The organism is Arthrobacter sulfonylureivorans, assembly GCF_047607445.1.
GTDB lineage: Bacteria > Actinomycetota > Actinomycetes > Actinomycetales > Micrococcaceae > Crystallibacter > Crystallibacter sulfonylureivorans_A.
The window spans coordinates 106284-124324 of sequence record NZ_JBLKRT010000001.1 but is presented as its reverse complement, the minus strand read 5'-3'; the positions used below and the strand labels follow the sequence as shown (position 1 = coordinate 124324).

Below are 18041 nucleotides of genomic sequence, written 5' to 3'. Positions count from 1 at the left end.
CCGATCGCCGGACGGTAATCTTTCACTGTCCGGCATTCGCCAGGCATCGGTGACAAGGAGCAGTAGTGGCCCAGCAGATCCTGTGTATCTCTTTCTCGGATATCCAGGCCGATTCCCGCGTGTTGCGGCAGCTGAAACTGCTGGCCGAAGCAGGTGAAGTCACCACGCTCAGCTACGGCGAGCGTCCGCCCGGCGCCACCCACCATCTGGGAGTCGACGCCTCGCTGCCGTCGCTTCCGCAGACGCCGCTGGGCGTCCTGCTGCTGGCGCTGCGCCAGCATTCCGCGGTGGAGCTCAGCGCTCCTGCGGTCAAGCAGGCCCGCGCCCTGGTTGCAGGCCGCCGCTTCGACCTGGTGGTGGCGAACGAGGCCAGGGCCTTGCCGCTGGCCCACGCTCTGGCCCAGGGAGCACCGGTCTGGGGCGACATGCACGAGTGGGCTCCGGAGGAACGCTCGCATGTGCTGCCCTGGAAGCTGTTGGTCGCCCCGTACATGCGCAGCATCTGCGCCAAGTACCTGCCGCGCACCACCGCGATCACGGCCGTCAACGCGTCCATCGCCCGGATGTATGCGGAACAGTTCGGCTGCACCGTCGAAGTGGTCCGCAACGCGGGGCCGTTCCGGCGTTTGGAGCCGTCCCCGCCGCTGCCCGGGAAGATCCGGCTGGTGCACAGCGGTGCCGCGGTGCCGGGCCGGAATCTGGAGGGAACCATCGAGGCGGTCAAGATGCTCGATGACCGCTTCACCCTGGACCTTTACCTGGTCAAGGCACGCGATGGCGGACGCTACTGGCAGCAGCTCAAGGATCTGGCTGCCAGCGACCCCCGCATCACCTTCCACGATGCGGTCCCGCCGGAAGAGCTGCCTGCAACGCTCAACGCCTACGACGTGGGGGTCTTCTCGCTGCCGCCGCAGACCATGAACCACCATTTCATGCTGCCGAACAAGTTTTTCGATTTCGTCCAGGCCCGGCTGGCCCTGGTGTTCAGCCCGTCCCCGGAGACCGCGGCCTTGATGCAGACCTACGATCTGGGCGTGGTGACCGAAGACTTCAGCACGGAGTCGCTGGCGCGCGCGCTGGCATCGCTGACCACGGAGCAGGTGGACAAGTACAAGTCCAATGCGCACGGCGCCGCCGCGGCCCTCAGCTCCGCCGAAGACGAGGCAGTCACCCGCGGCATCCTCGCCGCGGTGCTCACCCCCTGACCTACATCCGGGCCAGCCAGGCGCAGCTCAGCGCAGGCGGAAGGCCGCGGCTGCGTCGGCGATGGCTGTGGCCGCGCGGTTGCCGACGCTGCGCAGCGAGTAGTTTCGCTCCACCCATTCGGACAGCCGGCGGCGTTCGGCGTCGGACACGGGCTGTTCCAGGGCCGTGGCCATCGCCTCGGCCGCTTGGCCGGCATCCCAGTCCACGCTCTGCCCCAGCCTGTGGTCGGCGACCAACTGGCGCAGCGGTCCGACGCCGGCGTAGACAACCGGGGCTCCGCAGCTGAGCGAGACGAAGGCTTTGGTGGCGAAAGCGAAGTCATAGCCCCGGGCCGGCCGCACTGAGGCGAGCCCCGCGGTGGCGGTGCGCAGCGCCCTGGCGATGGTGCCGCCGTCGGCCGTTCCCATGAAACGGATGCGCTCCCCCGCCGGCGCCGCACGCCGGCGCAGCTCCTCCAGCTCTACTCCGCCGCCGTACATCAGCAGCCGGGCATCGGGGTAGCGGTCCAGGATCTTGAGGAAGCCGTCCACGAAGACGCCGGCGCCCTGGATTTCGGACATGGTCCCCGCGTAGACGAAGGTGGGGCCGGGATGAGGATCTGCGGGCCCGGCCAGGCTGAAGGTATCCGTATCGATGCCGGTGCCGACTTCCGCCACCTTGGCCCGCCCGGAAGTCAGCCGGGCCAGCGCCAGCGTCACGCCGGTGGAAATACTGAGCACGCCGGACGCGCCGGTGATCACCCAGCGCTCCACCGCGCGCAGCACCGCGACCACCCGCGGATCCACCCCGATCCCGGCCGCAGCGTCGGAGCTGACGTCCGCGGAGAAGTAGACGTAGGGACGGCGGCGCAGCGCGGCAGCCAGCCGGACCACCACGCCGGTGGTCGGCGGTGGTTCCACCAGCAGCAGATCGAACGGTTTCTGCGCCAGCAGGCGGAAGAACAGCGGAATGTCGAAGCTGGCGTACTGCAGATAGCCGCGCACCGCGCCGCTGGCATCACGGAGCACGGGCCAGCGCAGGATCCGGGCGCCGTCGCCGGCCGGGGCGCCGCCACCGGCCGGGGCACAGACGCCGGCCGTTGCCTCTTCCGAGGCACTGGCCGCCGCACCCTCCGAGGCCGCCGCCCCGGCACCGGCAGCGGCACCTCCCGCGGCGCGAAGTCCGCGCGGCGGCCGGGTGGTCAGCACCGTCACCTCATGGCCGGCCGCGGTCAGCGCCCGCACCGTAGCGGCCAGCCGGTACGCGGCGGCGCCGGCTTCCGGCAGGTAAATCCGGCTGGCCAGCAGGATCCGCAGGCCCATCAGGCGTGCAGCCCGACGGTGCGGGATTCCTTTGCGCTGGCGATCATCGCTTCGGCCACGCGCAGCGTGTTCAGCCCTTCCCGCATGGTGACGATCCCGGCGGCAGGACGCTCGGGGCGGTCACCGCCGTCGTGCTCCGCAGCCGCGCTGCCGTGGGCAGCTTCCGGCAGCAGCCCCCGGTTGGCCAGCACGGCGTCGCGGAACGCTTCGTGCTCCACCTTCAGCGGTTCGCGCTTGGGGATCGCCAGACGGGTGATGTTGCCTTCGGAGACGCCGCGGAAGTTGGCCACGGACTCCCACTCGGTGTTGAAGGTGCCGTTTTCATGGAAGGTCAGGTCGGCTGTCAGGGTGTCGGCTACGAACGCGCCGCGTTCGCCGGTGACCACGGTGACGCGTTCCTTCGTCGGCGAGAGCCAGTTGACCAGATGGCTGGTGATCACGCCGTTGTCCAGCAGTCCGGTGGCCGCCACCATGTCCTCATGCTCGCGGCCGGAGCGGATGGTGGTGTTGGCGCTGACCGAGGAATAGGCGGCCTGCGCCAGCCAGGCGGTCAGGTCGATGTCGTGCGTGCCCAGGTCCTTGATCACACCGACGTCGGCAATCCGCGCCGGGAAGGGACCCTGACGGCGGGTGGCGATCTGGAAGATCCGGCCCAGTTCGCCGGCTTCCAGCCGCGCCCGCAGCGACTGCAGCGCGGGGTTATAGCGCTCGATGTGGCCGACCGCGCCGACCAGTCCGCGGGCTTCGAACGCAGCAGCCAGCTTCTCCCCGCCGGCGACGGTGTCCGCGATCGGCTTCTCCACCATGGTGTGGACGCCGGCTTCGGCGAGGGCCAATCCGACCTCCACGTGCAAGCCGGTGGGCACCGCGCACATGGCGATGTCGATCCCGGCGTTGATCAGTTCCTCCACCCCGGAGTAGACCGGCAGGCCGGGCGCGGCGCCGTGCGGGTCGCCGTAGGCGTCGGCGACGGCCACCAGTTCCACGCCGTCGGTCTCGCGGAGCACGCGGGCGTGGTGCCGGCCCATCATGCCCAGCCCGATCAGTCCGGCGCGGAGCACGGTTTTCCCGTTCGCTGCCATGCTCAGGCTCCCGCCTTCGCCAGGGCGTTGACCGCGGTGGCGATCCGGTCCAGGTCCTCGGCGTCCAGCGACGGGTGCACCGGCAGCGAGAGCACCTCCGCGGCGGCGGCCTCGGTGGCCGGCAGGTCCGCGGTGATGTTGAAGGAGGGCAGCCGGTGGTTCGGGATCGGGTAGTAGACGCCGGAGCCGATGTTGTATTCGTCCTTCAGCGCCGCGGCGAAGCGGTCCCGCTCCCCCGCGCTGATCCGCACGGTGTACTGGTGGTACACGTGCACCGCCCCGGCGGCCACCTTCGGGGTTCCGACGCCGGCCAGGTTCGCGTCCAGGAACGCGGCGTTGGCCTGGCGTTGTCCGGTCCAGCCGCCGACCTTGCCCAGCTGCACCCGGCCGATTGCGGCGTGCAGGTTGGTCATCCGCGCGTTGAAGCCCACCAGTTCGTTTTCGTACTGGCGTTCCATGCCCTGGTTGCGCAGCAGCTTCAGCCGCCGGGCCACCTCGTCGCTGCCGGTGGACACCATGCCGCCTTCGCCCGAGGTCATGTTCTTCGTCGGGTACAGGCTGAACATGGCGAACTCACCAAACGTGCCCACCGGACGGCCATGCAGCGACGCGCCGTGGGCCTGGGCTGCGTCCTCGAAGAGCAGCAGTGACTTCTCCGCGGCCAGCGCCCCCAGCGCGTCCATGTTGGCCGGGTGCCCGTACAGGTGCACCGGCATGATCGCCTTGGTCCGCGGCGTCACGGCGGCAGCGACCGCCTCCGGGTCCAGGCAGTAGTGCTCCGGCTCGATGTCCGCGAACACGGGCGTGGCACCGGTCAGGGCCACCGAGTTGGCGGTGGCGGCGAAGGTGAACGACGGCACGATCACTTCGTCCCCGGGTCCGATGCCGGCGGCCAGCAGGCCCAGATGCAGGCCCGAGGTGCCGGAATTGACCGCCACCGCGTGCCGGCCGTCCAGCAGCACCTGCGAGAACTCCTGCTCGAAGGCGGCCACCTCGGACCCCTGGGCGAGCATGCCGGAGACCAGCACCGCGTCCACTGCGGCCCGCTCTTCGTCGCCGATGATCGGTTTGGCCGCCGGTATGAAGTCCTTGCTCACTGCTGTTCTCCTCGCGTTTCGTGGCCAACTTCCTGCAAGATGCCCGCTTCCTCCCGGTACTGCGCACCGGTGGCCGGGCACACCCACAGCGCAGGGTCCGCCGGGTCCTGGCCCAGCCGCTGCCCGGCCCGGCCCACCCAGCCGATCCGTTTGGCCGGCACCCCGGCCACCAGCGCAAAATCCGGCACGTCGCGGGTCACTACGGACCCGGCAGCCACCGTGGCCCAGGCGCCGATGGTCACCGGCGCCACGCAGACCGCCCGTGCACCGATCGACGCGCCGTCGCGGATCTCCACGCCCACCGGCGTCCAGTCGTCGGCGCTCTTCAGCGACCCGTCGGGCGAGACGGCGCGCGGGTAGGTGTCATTGGTCAGCACCACGGCCGGGCCGATGAACACGCCGTGGCCCAGCCGCGCCGGCTCGTACACCAGCGCGTAGTTCTGCACCTTGCAGTTGTCCCCGGCCTGCACGCCGGTGCCGATGTAGGCGCCGCGGCCCACGATGCAGTTTTCGCCCAGCACCGCATCCTCGCGGACCTGCGCCAGATGCCAGATTTTGGTGCCCTCGCCCAACCGGGCGGCGGCGGCCACATCTGCCGAATCGGCGATGAACGCCATAGCTTCCCTCTTTCCGCTCACGGCCGCAGCCGCCGTCGTCAATTCTTCTCCCGCGGCAGCGGGTTCAGGCCTTGCCGATCACCCGGTACGCCACGCCCGGCCAGCGCTCGGCCGAGCTGACCCGCCGGCCGTCGATGAACACCTTCACGCCGGGCAGGTCGTCGGGGCCTAACTCCGCATACGCGGCGTGGTTGGCCTGCACCACGGCGGCGTCGGCCGGCTCGCCCAGATGGTAGGGCGTAAAGCCCAGTGCGCTGAGTTCCGCATCACTGAACAGCGGATCATGCACGACAGCGGTGCCTCCGCGCGCGGTGATCGCCTCCACCGCGCCGAACACCCCGGAAAACGCCGTTTCCTTGACGCCGCCCCGGTAGGCCGCGCCGAGCACCACCACCCGGGCGCCGGCCAGGTCGCCGTAGGCACCCTCCAGCAGGCCGATGGTGTAGTCCGGCATGCCGGCATTGGCTGCGCGCGCGGCCGCCACCACCGTGGCCGACGGGTCGTTCCACAAATACAGCCGCGGATACACCGGAATGCAGTGCCCGCCGACGGCGATGCCGGGCTGGTGGATGTGGCTGTACGGCTGGGAGTTGGAGGCCTCGATGACCTGGTAGATGTCGATGCCGGCGGTGGCGGCGTAGCGGGCGAATTGGTTGGCCAGTCCGATGTTCACGTCGCGGTAGGTGGTCTCGGCCAGTTTGGCCAGCTCGGAGGCCTCGGCCGAGCCCAGGTCCCAGACGCCGTTGCCGCGCGCCAGATCGGGGCGCTCGTCAAAATCCAGCACGGCCTCGTAGAACTTCTGCGCCACGGCGGCCCCGGTCTCGGACAGCCCGCCGATCAGCTTGGGGTATTTGCGCAGGTCCTCGAACACCCGCCCGGTGAGCACCCGCTCCGGGGAAAAGACCACGTGGAAGTCCTGCCCCTCGACCAGTCCGGAACCGGCTTCCAGCATCGGCTTCCATCTGGTCCGGGTGGTGCCCACCGGCAGCGTGGTCTCGTAGGACACCAGCGTGCCCGGGGTCAGATGCCGGGCCAGTTCCTGGGTGGCGGCGTCCATCCAGCCGAAGTCCGGCTTGGCCTCGGCGTCCACGAACAGCGGCACCACCAGCACCACCGCATCCGCTCCGGGCACCGCTTCGGCATAGTCGGTGGTGGCACGCAAACGGCCGGCCGGCACCAGTTCGGCCAGCTTTTCCTGCAGCCCCGCCTCGCCCGGGAACGGCTCGGTGCCCGCGTTGACCAGGTCCACCACGGCGGCGTTCACATCCACGCCGATGACCTGGTGCCCCTTCGAAGCAAACTGGGCAGCCAACGGCAGCCCGATCTTTCCCAGAGCAATGACAGCGATCTTCAAGAGCTAAGGCCTTTTCTCGTTAGGTCAACGTGGCGGCCGCTTCCGGCCCAGAGTCAAGCGTATCGCTTGAACCGGCAGCCTTGAGGTCCGGACGTTATCCACAGCTCGGGTGGCCGTGGAGGAAAGGGCCGTGGCAATCTGTCTAGGTTCTTGTCATGGTCCTTCACCTGACCCTGGCGGCCGCGCCCGGGATCCCTGCCGCAGCGGCTGCCTGGATCGCCGGGAATGCCGAAGCGGTCTGCGGACTGCAGGCCGGAAGCAGCGCTGCCCCGCTGGATGCGTGGCTGCGCGGGCGGCTGGCCGGTGTTGCTTTCACTGTGGCCGGCCACAGCCTGGCTTCGCTGACCGCCGGGGCGCACCCGCTGGTGGACGGCGCCGTCGTGGTCTGTGCCCCGGAGGACGCCTCTTTTCCGCGGCGGGATACTGCCCCGCTGCCACCGCTGGTGCTGGCCGTGACCGCCGGGCCGGACGCCGGCCGGCTGTTCGGCCTGCAGCGCGGCACCTTCACCATCGGCCGGCACGCTTGCGCGGTGACGATCGCGGATCCGTCCTTGTCCCGGCTGCATGCCACGCTGGACGTGACCGACCGCCAGGTGCTGCTGCGCGACGCCGGGTCGGCCAATGGCATCATCTGCGGCGGCAAGCGTACCCGGCAGGTGGCGCTGGCGTCGGGATGCTCCGTGTGGATCGGCAACAGCCAGCTTCGGCTGGTCGTGGGCAGCGACCCCGGCGAACCGTTCCGACCCGACGCCGAGCTGTCCGATCCGGTCCCGGTGGCGGAAAAACGGCCGGAACCGCGGACCACCATGACCCTGCTGCTGGCCGGACTCCCGCTCATCGCCGGCGTGGCCCTGGCCCTGCTGACGGGCATGTGGTTCTTCCTGGTCTTCAGCGCAATGTCCCTGCTGGCCGCCGCCGTGCCGTACGCCGCCGGGCGCCGCCAGCGCCGACGCTACCGGGCGGCGGTGGCCGCGGCGGCGGAAGCCGATGCCCGCCGCCGTCGTCTGGCAGCCCCGGACGCCGCTGCCCTGACGCTGTCCCTGCTGCGTTGCGGTGCCCCGGTCCGCAGCCCAACAGCGCGGCCGCGCGAACACCAGCCGCGTCCGGACCATGTCTGGATACGTCTGGGGACGGCCAGCCTGCCGGCGCACATCGGCTCGGCGGAGGCACCGGTCGCGGAGCCTCCGCTGCTGGAAAATGTCCCGGTCTGCGTGGACTTGCTGGCCGAGCACGGGCTGAAGTTCGAGGGCACAGCGGCAGGGCTGGGCGGCATGCTGAGGTCGGCGCTGCTGCAGCTGGCCGCCCGGGCCGGTGGCAGCGCCCTGCAGGTGGTCTGCTATGCCATGCCGGAGCCGATCCGATCGTCGGCCCGGTTCCTGCCCGGGGTCGGGCTCGCGGAGCGGCCCGGCCAGCTGGCGGAGCTGCTGTCCGCCGGAAGCGGCGGCGCCGTGCTGCTGGTAGCCGGCCGCCATGCCGAGGCGGCCCGGGTGCTGGCGGACTGCGCTGCGCCGGCGGCGGTGCTGTGGTTCGGCGGGCCCGCCGGACCGGCGCCGCGGATCGTGGTGGCGGGGACGGAGAGCCTGCTGACCCGCGAGGGGCCCAGCGTCCGGTTTGCAGCCGACCTGGCTTCCACGGTGGTGCTGGACCGGTTCGCCCGGCGGGCGGCGGCAGTCTTCGGTGGCGGCGCGCAGGCCACAGGTTCCGTGCCCGCCAGCTGCCGGCTGCAGGCGCTGCTTCCACCGGAGCCACTCGCCCAGCGCTGGTCCCGCGGCGACCGCAGTCCCGGCCTGGCCGCTATGCTCGGCGCCGGCGCCGGCGGACCGCTGGCGCTCGACTTGGCCGTGCACGGGCCGCATCTGCTGGTCGCCGGTACCACCGGGTCGGGCAAGTCGGAGCTGTTGCGCAGCCTGGTCCTCTCGCTGGCCTTGGCCCGGTCTCCGGACGCAGTCAACTTCCTGCTGCTGGACTTCAAGGGCGGTTCGGGCCTCGGCCCGCTCGTCCGCCTGCCGCACTGCGCCGGCCTGCTGACCGATCTCACCCTTGAGGCAGTGAACCGGGCGCTGGCTTGGCTGCAGGCGGAAGTACGCCGCCGCGAAACGCTGCTGGCCGGCCTCGGCGTGAGCGACGTTGCCGACTGCACGCCGGGCAGCTTGCCCCGGCTCGTTGTGGTGGTGGATGAATTCCGGATGCTCGGCGAGGACGCGCCGCAGGCGCTTCCGGAACTGATGCGCGTGGCCACGGTCGGCCGCGCCTTGGGCATCCATCTGGTGCTGGCCACCCAGCGGCCGCAGGGTGCGGTGTCCTCCGACATCCGTGCCAATGTGACCGCCATGATTGCGTTGCGGACACAGAACGCGGCCGAGTCGCGGGACCTGCTTGACTCGCCGGCGGCGGCGGAGATCCCGGTGACTGCACGGGGCAGGGCTTTTCTGCGCATCGGCACCGGGGATGCCATGCCGTTTCAATCAGCCTCCAGCACCTTGCCGGTGCCAGGTTCCGATGCGCTCTTCCGGACCGTGGACGAATGGCTGCGGGCGGAAGACGTGCCGGCTCCGGACGACCCGCACGGCGCCGGGCAGCTCGAGCAACTCGTGGCCGAAGCCGCCAGTGCCGCGACCCGCCTGGGTTTGGCCGGCGCCCGGCAGTTGCTGCCGGCGCTGCCGGCTGAGCTGGCGGTCTCCGATCTGTCCGGTGACCGGTTCCCGCGCGACGCGGGCGGCAGCATCGCCATCGGGCTGCTGGATCTGCCCTCACGGCAGCGGCAGGAGCTGTTGCGCTGGCTGCCGGAGCGCGACGGGCATCTGGCGATTCTCGGCGTCGACGGCGGCGGACATCGGGAGTTCCTGCGGGCACTGGCCGCCCAGGTCCTCGGCAGTCCGGCGGAGCGGCACTGCTATGTGCTGGACGGTGACGGTTCGCTGGGGCCGGTGTGCGGCGCGGCGCGCACCGGAGCCTACGTCGGGCCGGAGGACGTCGAGCGGGCGGCACGGGTCCTACGCCGGCTGGCCGGCGAGGTCTCCTCCCGGCTGGGCGCCTTGGCAGCGGCGCCGGATCCGGGCGGACCGGCGGCCGGTGTTCCGTTGGTCCTGCTGGTGAGCGGCTCGGGCCGTTGGCTCGGTGGCTTCCGCTCCGGCCGGCTCGGCTGGGCCGAAGACTGCCTGCAGGACATCGCCCGCGACGGCCCGGCGACCGGGGTCGCCCTGGCCGTGACCGGCGAGCGCGAGTTGGCCAGCAGCCGGTTCCTGCCGCTGCTGGCCAATAGGCTCCACCTTCCGGCCGGCGCCGGAGCGGAGACCTTGATGAGTTGGCCGCGGCTTCCGCCGATGGAGCCGGTACCCGGCAGGGCGCTGGTGCTGGGGCGGATCGGCGGCGAGGGCGGTGTCTGCCAGCTGATCACCGGCGCGGCGGGTGCTCCCCCGCGGGCCGGGACCCGGATCCGTCCGTTCCGGGTTGAAGCGCTGCCACGGTCGGTTCCCGCGGGCACGCTGCCGCGCGTTCGGGAGGGACACCCGGTGATCGGTGTGGAAGGCGACGAACTGGAGCCTTCCACGCTGCCGTTGCCGGCCGGTGAGGTGTATCTGGTCCTCGGCCCGGAGGGCAGCGGGAAAACGAACTTGCTGGCGCTCCTGCGGCGGGCGCTCGACGGAGTGCGGCCGTGCTCGGTCCCACCCGACGGCGCCGACGCTGACGGTTTCTGGTCCTGCCACTCTCCCGTGGCGCGGGGCACCGTGCTGCTGGTCGACGACGCCGCCGGCCTCGGTGCCCGGGCGCAGGAATCTATCGCCGCCCTGGTGGCCGGCGGCGCATCGGCCGTCGTGGCAACCTGTCCGGGGCCGATGCTGCTGCAGCAAGTCCCGCTGGCCCTGCAGGCCCGGGCCGGTGGACGCGGCATGGTTTTGGCTCCGCGGGCAGCAGCGGATGCGGAGTTCTTTGGCGTTAGGCTGGACGACGGGTGGCGACCGCCAGGGCGTGCCTACCGGATCGGCTCCGGACGGGTCGTGCCGTTGCAGGTCGCGTTGGCTAAAGGGCGCGCGGAGCGGCGCCTTTGACCAGGAACGCCGTCACGGGCTTGGTCAGCAGCAGCACGAACGAGGCCCCGGCTGCCGCCAGCAGGATCGGGCCAAGCACCAGCTGGCCGGCCTGGATCATCGAGATGGCCACCACCACAACGAACACCTGCCACACCAGGGCAGCTGCCCGGGTCCAGCGGTAGCCGCGGAACAGGAAATGCCCGACCACCAGCAGCCAGCTGCCGAACACCAGCATCAGGACCAGCAGGAAGACGCTGCCGGCGAAAGATATCGGGGTTTGCGTGGCCAGACCGTAGCCATACAGGGCTGCCCCGGCCAACAACACGAGCGCCTCCAGAACGACGGCGGCGGCGATGATCTTTATGGCAATCGGGCGGGAGGCAGGGCTGGACGGCGGGGCAGGCATTGACACATTCGCACCCTACCTTAGATAGTCAGGTATCGGCTTCCGGGCCGGAACCACACCAACCACCCGTGTGATGAATGACTCACGATCTACTGCCGGATAAGTCGGCATGACCCCTTGTTTACATGGATTTAACATGAAACGCTGGATGGCGAAGCAAAGGGGGCCGGTCCGGCTCCCTTTTCTGTGACTCTGTTCGTGAATGTTTTCACGAATCCCCCAGCCGGACACTATTTAACCCGGACACCATTTAGAGGAGTATGTGATCAGCATGGATTGGCGTAGCCGCGCGGCATGCCTGGATAAGGACCCCGAACTGTTCTTCCCCGTGGGGAACACCGGGCCGGCACTCCTGCAGATCGAAGAGGCCAAGAGCGTATGCCGACGCTGCCCGGTAATCGATACCTGCCTGCAGTGGGCCATCGAATCCGGCCAGGACGCCGGTGTGTGGGGCGGCATGAGCGAGGACGAGCGCCGTGCGCTCAAGCGCCGCGCTGCCCGGGCCCGTCGGGCGTCCTGACCCGAACCCAGGTTTTACCAGAGGCCGCTGCCGATACCGGCAGCGGCCTCTGGTGTCTCCAGGCCCGGCAGGCTCCGGCCTAACGGGCCGCGTTGTATTTCAGCACCAGATCGATTCGCACGCAGGTTCCGCCACCCTCCCGGGCCGTCCATTCGATCCGGCCGCCCAGTTCGCTGGTGACCAGGGTCCGCACAATCTGCAGCCCCAGGCCCTCCCGCCGAGGTTCATCGGGCAGCCCCACACCGTCGTCTTCCACCGAGACGGTGAGCAGCTCTTCTTCTCCACGCCGGGACCGCTCGGCCGTCAGCAGGACCGTGCCGTGCCGCCCGGCCAAGCCGTGCTCGACGGCGTTGGTGACCAATTCGTTGATGACCAGCGCCAGTGGGGTGGCGAATTCGCTGGGCAACTCGCCGAACTCGCCGCTGCGTTCAGTGCGGACGGACTGGGTGGGTGAAGCGACTTCCGCCGAGAGCCGGAACTGCCGGCCGATCAGTTCGTCGAAGTCGACGTTCTGCGCCAGGCCCTGCGAGAGCGTCTCGTGCACCAACGCGATCGTTGCCACGCGACGCATGGCCTGCTCGAGCCCCTGCTTGGCCTCGTCGCTGACCATCCGCCGCGATTGCATGCGCAGCAGCGCCGCCACCGTCTGCAAATTGTTCTTCACCCGGTGGTGGATCTCCCGAATGGTGGCGTCCTTCGAGACCAGCTCCATCTCCCGCCGGCGCAGTTCGGAGACGTCCCGGCAGAGCACCAGGGCGCCGAACCGCTCCCGTTCGTTCCTCAACGGGATGGCCCGGAGCGAGAGCGAAACGCCGCGGGATTCGATCTCGGTGCGCCATGGCATGCGTCCGGTCACGACCAACGGCAGGGTCTCATCGACCATCCGGCGGTCCTTGAGCAGGGCCGTGGTCACTTCCGCGAGGGAACGGCCTTCCAAGGACTCGACGTCGCCGAGCCGGCGGAAGGCGGAGACGCCGTTCGGGCTGGCGTACTCCACCACTCCGTCGGCGTCCAGCCGGATCAGCCCGTCTCCGACACGGGGAGCGCCGCGGCGCGACCCGGTCGGAGACGCGAAGTCCGGCCACAATCCCAGCGTGCCCATCTTCAGCAGATCGTAGGCGCACTGCCGGTAGGTCAGCTCCAGCCTGGACGGCATCCGGGAGCTGGACAGGTCCATGTGCGATGTCACGATCGCCAGGGTCCGGCCGTTGCGGACCATGGGAACCGCTTCGACGCGCATGGCCATCTCCGTGGTCCAGTCGGCCTCCGACGACCGCTCGATCGTCTGCGACTCCCGCGCCGCGTCCACCAGCGGCTTCAGGTCCGCGCGGATGCGCTCCCCGACAAAGTCGCGGTGGAACACGGTGTGGGTGGTCGACGGCCGCACGTGTGCCAGGGCCACGTAGCTGCCGTCCGGCGTCGGGAACCAGAGGGCCAGATCGGCGAAGGCCAGGTCCGCGATCAACTGCCAGTCGCCGACCAGCAGATGCAGCCACTCTGCATCGCCCGGCCGGAAATCGGCGTAGTCGCGGATGGGGTCGGTGAAGATCGCCAAGCTACCGCCGCACTGTCGAACGCATCAGGCGCAAGGCCACCGACAAGGAGGCCATGTCGTCTTGCTCAAGCTTGTTCACTTCTTCGAACATGTCCCTGGCACGCTTGATGTTCTCGGCGTTGGCCTGCTCCCACTCGTCGAGCCTGGCTTCTGCCTGCTCGTCCGGCCGGGTGCTTTGCATCACCGCAACGGTGATGTCGGTGACCGTGGTGTACAGATCGTCGCGCATGGCGGCCCGGGCCAGCGACTGCCAGCGGTCCTCCCGCGGCAGTGCCGTGATGCGTTCAAGCAAATTGTCGACGTCGAACCGGTCGTAGATCGTGTAGTAGACGTGTGCGACCGACTCGACCGGTTCGTCCACCTGCCCGGCGATCCGGGCGACGTCGAGCAACCCGAAGCTCTCGAACTGCTCGGCCCACTGCCGGGCGATCTCCTCGGGAAGCCCCCGCTCTTCCGCCCTGGCAAGCCATCCGCGCACCCGTTCCAGGTCCTCACCGCGCAGGTACTTGACCAGTTGGCTGCGCAACGGGTCCATCTGGGGCTTGAACGCGGCGATGCCCTCGGCAACCGGCGTGCCGCTGTCAACATGGTTGATGTACCAGCGCACCGTCCTGTCCAGCAGACGGCGCATGTCCAGGTGCACCGTGCACCACAGCTCCGTCGGGAAGCTGGCCGGCAGCTCGTTCAGCTCCTCCACGAGCTTGTCGAATTCAAAGATCTCGCGCAGCGCCACGAAGGCCCGTGCCACCTCGGCCTCCGAGACCGAGGTCTCCTCCAAGACGCGGAAGGCGAAGGTAATGCCGCCCATGTTGATCATGTCGTTGGCCACCACGGTGGCAATGATTTCCCGTCGCAGCGGGTGGCCGGACAGGTCGTCGCCGAACCGCTCCACCAACTCTTGCGGGAAGTAGCCGCGCAATACACGATCGAAGTACGGGTCGTCGGCCAAATTGCTGATGCTCAGCGCATGGGTCAATTCAATCTTGGCGTAGGCCGCCAGCACGGACAGCTCCGGCGAGGTCAGGCCCAGGCCGGCGTCGATCCGTTCGTGCAGTTCTTCGGTGGTCGGCAGCGCCTCCAGCTGCCGGTCCAGTTCCGCATGGTTCTCCAGCCAGTCCATCAGGCGTTCGAAGCTCGGGCTTGCCTTGATAATCTGCTGGCGGTCATTGAGCAGCAGGACGTTCTGGTCGATGTTGTCCTGGATCACCAGCCGGCCGACTTCCTCGGTCATCGAGTGCAGCAGGTCGGCCCGCTCCGCCATCGGCAGTTTCCCGGCGGCGACCATCTGGTCCACCAAAATCTTGATGTTGACCTCGTGGTCGGAGCAGTCCACACCGGCGGAGTTGTCGATGGCGTCGGTGTTGAGGATGATCCCCTGGCTGGCGGCTTCGATCCGTCCGCGCTGGGTCATGCCCAGGTTGCCGCCCTCGCCGATCACCTTGACCCGGAGCTCGTTACCGTTCACCCGGATGGCGTCATTGGCCTTGTCCCCCACCTCGGCATTCGACTCGGTCGACGCCTTCACGTAGGTGCCGATGCCGCCGTTGTACAGCAGATCCACCGGCGCGCGCAGGATGGCCTGCAGCAGTTCGGGCGGGCTCATGCTGGTGACCTGCGGGTCCAATCCGAGCACGGCCCGGACCTGCTCGGAGACCGGAATCGACTTCACCGACCGCGGGTAGACCCCGCCACCGGTGCTGATCAGTTTGTCGTCGTAGTCGGCCCAGGACGACCGGGGCAGCTCGAACAGCCGGCGGCGCTCCTTGAAGGAGGCAGCGGCGTCGGGGTCCGGGTCCAGGAAGATGTGCCGGTGGTCGAAGGCAGCGACCAGCCGGATGTGCTCGGACAGCAGCATCCCGTTACCGAACACGTCGCCGCTCATGTCTCCCACCCCGACGACGGTGAAATCCTCGGCCTGTGTGTCGACGCCGAGTTCGCTGAAGTGCCGCTTGACCGATTCCCACGCGCCGCGGGCAGTGATGCCCATTTCCTTGTGGTCGTAGCCCACCGAGCCGCCGGATGCGAAGGCGTCGCCCAGCCAGTGTCCGTACTCCAACGAGATGTCGTTGGCGATGTCGGAGAAGCTCGCGGTTCCCTTGTCGGCTGCGACCACCAGATAGGTATCGTCGCCGTCCATCCGAACCACCCGCTCGGGTGGCACCACTTCCTGGCCGGATTCGGTCCGGACCAGGTTGTCGGTGATGTCCAGCAAGCCGCGGATGAAGGTGCGGTAGCTGTCCTGTCCTTCCGCCATCCAGGCCGCGCGATCCACCGTCGGGTCCGGCAGTCGCTTGGCGTAGAACCCGCCCTTGGCGCCGGTCGGCACGATCACCGCGTTCTTGACCGTCTGTGCCTTGACCAGTCCAAGGATTTCGGTGCGGAAATCCTCGCGCCGGTCGGACCAGCGCAGGCCGCCGCGGGCCACGTCGCCGAACCGCAGGTGGACGCCTTCGACGCGCGGCGAATAGACCCAGATCTCATACTTCGGCCGCGGGAACGGTGCTCCTTCAATCTGCGCGGGACTGATTTTGAAACTGAAGTACGGCTTGTTCTGGAAATAGTTGGTGCGCAGCGTTGCCTCGATCAGATTGGCCAGCGAGCGCAGCACCCGATCGGCGTCCAGGGTCGGCACGGCTTCCAGGCCAGCTGCCAGGTCGGAACGGGCAGCCTCGATAGCGGCCTCGCGGTCACCGTCGAGATCCGGATCAAAGGTGGTGTTGAACACCGCCAGCAGTGCCCGGGCCACGGCGGGGTTGGCCAACAGCGTGTCCGAAACGAACGCGTAGGACACCAGGTTGCCCAGCTGGCGCAAATAGCGGGTGTAGGCGCGCAGCACAGCCACCTGGCGCCAGCCGATTCCCTCGGCCAACACCAGGCGGTCGAAGCCGTCCGATTCGCTGAGCCCGGTGATGGCGGCGCCGAAGGCTTCTTCGAGCAGGCCGCCGGTGGCGATGGGATCAACGCCGGCAGGGTACCGGAGGCCGAAGTCGTACAGGAAGTAGTCCTCGCCGCCGGCCGTCAGGATCTCAAACGGCCGCTCGTCCAGCACTTCCAGGCCAGTGTTCTGCAGCACCGGCATGATGTTGCTCAGCGACCGCGCTTCCGGCAAGTACAGCTTCAGCCGGGCGTCGGCGGCCAGCACATCGTTCCGCTTCTCCGGCACATAGACATGCAGGACCGGGGCGGCCCCGGCTTCGCCGTCTTCGTAGCTGCGGAAGCGGCTGATGTCTTCCAGCGCGTCTTCCACTTCATAGTCCACCCGGTAGCTGGGCGGGAACGCATCCTTCCAGTCCGCCGAAAGCCGGGCGGCGCTCTCGGCGTCGAAGTTCGCGCGGAGCACCTCGTCGATGCCCTCCGACCAGGACCGGGAGGCCTGCGCCAGCCGGCGCTCAAGGTCTGCGGCATCCACCTTGGGCACCGCGGAGTCCCGCTTCAGCCGGATGCGGAAAAACAGCCGGGCCAGGGCGGATTCGGACATCCGCGCCTCGTAGTCAATGCTCTGGGGGTCAAAAGTGCGGCGCAGCTCGTCCTGGATGCGCAGGCGGACCGCGGTGGTGTAGCGGTCGCGCGGCAGGAACACCAGCGCGGAGACAAACCGGCCGTAGACGTCGGCACGCAGGAACAGACGGGTCCGGCGCCGCTCCTGCAGCCGCAGGATGCCCATCGCCGTTGCGGCCAGCTCCTCGGTGTCCATCTGGAACAACTCGTCGCGCGGATAGGTTTCCAGGATCGAGAGCAGGTCCTTGCCGGAGTGGGAATCGGCCGGGAAACCGCTGTGCCGCAGCACTGCCGCGACCTTCTGCCGGACAATCGGGACGCTCTTCACCGAGCGGTTGTAGGCGCTGGTGGCGAAGAGGCCGATAAAGCGGCGCTCGCCGTCGACGTTGCCCTGCGCGTCGAAGCTTTTGACTCCGATGTAGTCCAGATACGCGGCGCGGTGCACGGTGGAACGCGAGTTCGCCTTGGTGATCACCAGGGCGCGCTTCTCCCGAGCCCTGGCGCGGCCTTCTGCGGTGAGGTGCTGGACGCGCCGTGCATCGCTGGTGCGGCGCATCATGCCCAGGCCGCTGTCCTGGCGGACCAGCAGGACATCCTCGCCGTCCTGGGTCACGAGGTCGTACTCGCGGTAGCCCAGGAAGGTGAAATTGCCGTCGTCGAGCCATTCCAGCAGGGCCTTGGCCTCATCCAGGTCCGGTACCTCCTCGGCGCCGACCACCGAATCCAGCGACGCGGCGACCTGCCGCACCTGCCGCCGCATGGCCGGCCAGTCCTCAACCGAGGCGCGGACGTCAGCCAGCACGCTCTTGAGCCCGGCTTCCAGCTCCGCGGCCTTCGCCGGGTCGATCCGGGCGGTTTCCACCGCCATCCAGGATTCGATCCGCAGGACCTTGTCGCCGCCGGCCTCGAACGAGGCCAGGTTGGGCAGCGCCGCCGTGTCGCCGCTGGAGACTCCGGCGCTGGTTGGAACCCGCTCCACGCCGGTCAGGTTGTGGCTGTCCCGATCGCGGGTTGCCACAAAAGTGGGGTGCATGATCATCCGGATGGCGATGCCATGCCGGACCACCTCGGCCGTGACGGAATCCACCAGGAACGGCATGTCATCGGTGACGATCATGACGACGCTGGCGTCGGGTTCGTCGTGGATCCCGATCACTGGTTGGGCCGGCGGCCGGTGGGCGGCCAGGTCGCGGTGTGCCAGCGCCCGGGAACTGAGCACATCGGGACTGTAGCTGGCCGCATCGTCCGCGGCCAGGTGCTCGTAGTATTTGGCGATGAATTCCTCATCGTTCGTTGCTGAGCTGGACAGATCCGCCATGCTGGATCCAGTCGACATGTAAAACGCCTCCGATAGGTGTGTCCAAACCGCGCCTT

At 69.0% G+C, this 18041-nt stretch carries 11 protein-coding genes; 3 read left to right on the top strand and 8 right to left on the bottom strand.

Annotated elements, in window-relative coordinates; all coding sequences use genetic code 11:
* Window positions 1–65: 65 nt before the first annotated feature.
* Entirely contained in the window at window positions 66–1205 is a 1140-nt protein-coding gene (locus tag ACMX2H_RS00530; protein WP_414958463.1) for a glycosyltransferase, read from the top strand.
* A gap of 27 nt (window positions 1206–1232) precedes the next feature.
* On the opposite strand, the gene ACMX2H_RS00525 is transcribed toward ACMX2H_RS00530, so the two are convergent.
* The 5 genes from ACMX2H_RS00525 to ACMX2H_RS00505 form a co-directional block, all read right to left on the bottom strand.
* Window positions 1233–2507, bottom strand: coding sequence for a glycosyltransferase (locus ACMX2H_RS00525; protein WP_414958462.1), 1275 nt, complete (start codon window positions 2505–2507; stop codon window positions 1233–1235).
* Window positions 2507–3589 (bottom strand): Gfo/Idh/MocA family protein, encoded by a 1083-nt coding sequence (locus tag ACMX2H_RS00520; RefSeq protein ID WP_414958461.1) that lies wholly within the window; start codon window positions 3587–3589, stop codon window positions 2507–2509. The genes ACMX2H_RS00525 and ACMX2H_RS00520 overlap by 1 nt, the downstream gene beginning before the upstream one ends.
* 2 nt (window positions 3590–3591) lie before the next feature.
* Window positions 3592–4686 carry a DegT/DnrJ/EryC1/StrS family aminotransferase gene (locus ACMX2H_RS00515; protein WP_414958460.1) on the bottom strand — a complete coding sequence of 365 codons (1095 nt, stop codon included), beginning with the start codon at window positions 4684–4686 and terminating at the stop codon, window positions 3592–3594.
* Window positions 4683–5303, bottom strand: a complete 621-nt coding sequence (locus tag ACMX2H_RS00510) for an acyltransferase (RefSeq protein WP_136784646.1) — start codon at window positions 5301–5303, stop codon at window positions 4683–4685. Before ACMX2H_RS00510 ends, ACMX2H_RS00515 begins: the two co-directional genes overlap by 4 nt.
* Before the next feature lie 64 nt (window positions 5304–5367).
* Window positions 5368–6657: a nucleotide sugar dehydrogenase gene (locus tag ACMX2H_RS00505; RefSeq protein ID WP_414958459.1), complete on the bottom strand. Its 1290-nt coding sequence runs from the start codon at window positions 6655–6657 to the stop codon at window positions 5368–5370.
* A gap of 155 nt (window positions 6658–6812) precedes the next feature.
* Between ACMX2H_RS00505 and ACMX2H_RS00500 the strand changes: the two genes are divergently transcribed.
* Window positions 6813–10706: an FtsK/SpoIIIE domain-containing protein gene (locus ACMX2H_RS00500; RefSeq protein WP_414958458.1), complete on the top strand. Its 3894-nt coding sequence runs from the start codon at window positions 6813–6815 to the stop codon at window positions 10704–10706.
* Here ACMX2H_RS00500 and ACMX2H_RS00495 read toward each other — a convergent pair.
* Window positions 10678–11094, bottom strand: a complete 417-nt coding sequence (locus ACMX2H_RS00495; protein WP_414958568.1) for a hypothetical protein — start codon at window positions 11092–11094, stop codon at window positions 10678–10680. The two genes, ACMX2H_RS00500 and ACMX2H_RS00495, sit on opposite strands and share 29 nt — an antisense overlap.
* A gap of 271 nt (window positions 11095–11365) precedes the next feature.
* Here ACMX2H_RS00495 and ACMX2H_RS00490 point away from each other — a divergent pair, with 271 nt between their 5' ends.
* Complete coding sequence (locus tag ACMX2H_RS00490; RefSeq protein WP_086994524.1) at window positions 11366–11614, top strand: WhiB family transcriptional regulator; 249 nt, start codon at window positions 11366–11368, stop codon at window positions 11612–11614.
* A 79-nt stretch (window positions 11615–11693) separates the two neighbouring features.
* Here the strand turns inward: ACMX2H_RS00490 and ACMX2H_RS00485 are convergent, their stop codons facing one another.
* Entirely contained in the window at window positions 11694–13169 is a 1476-nt protein-coding gene (locus ACMX2H_RS00485) for a sensor histidine kinase (RefSeq protein WP_414958457.1), read from the bottom strand.
* A 1-nt stretch (window position 13170) separates the two neighbouring features.
* Complete coding sequence (locus ACMX2H_RS00480; protein ID WP_414958456.1) at window positions 13171–18003, bottom strand: NAD-glutamate dehydrogenase; 4833 nt, start codon at window positions 18001–18003, stop codon at window positions 13171–13173.
* Window positions 18004–18041 lie beyond the last annotated feature (38 nt).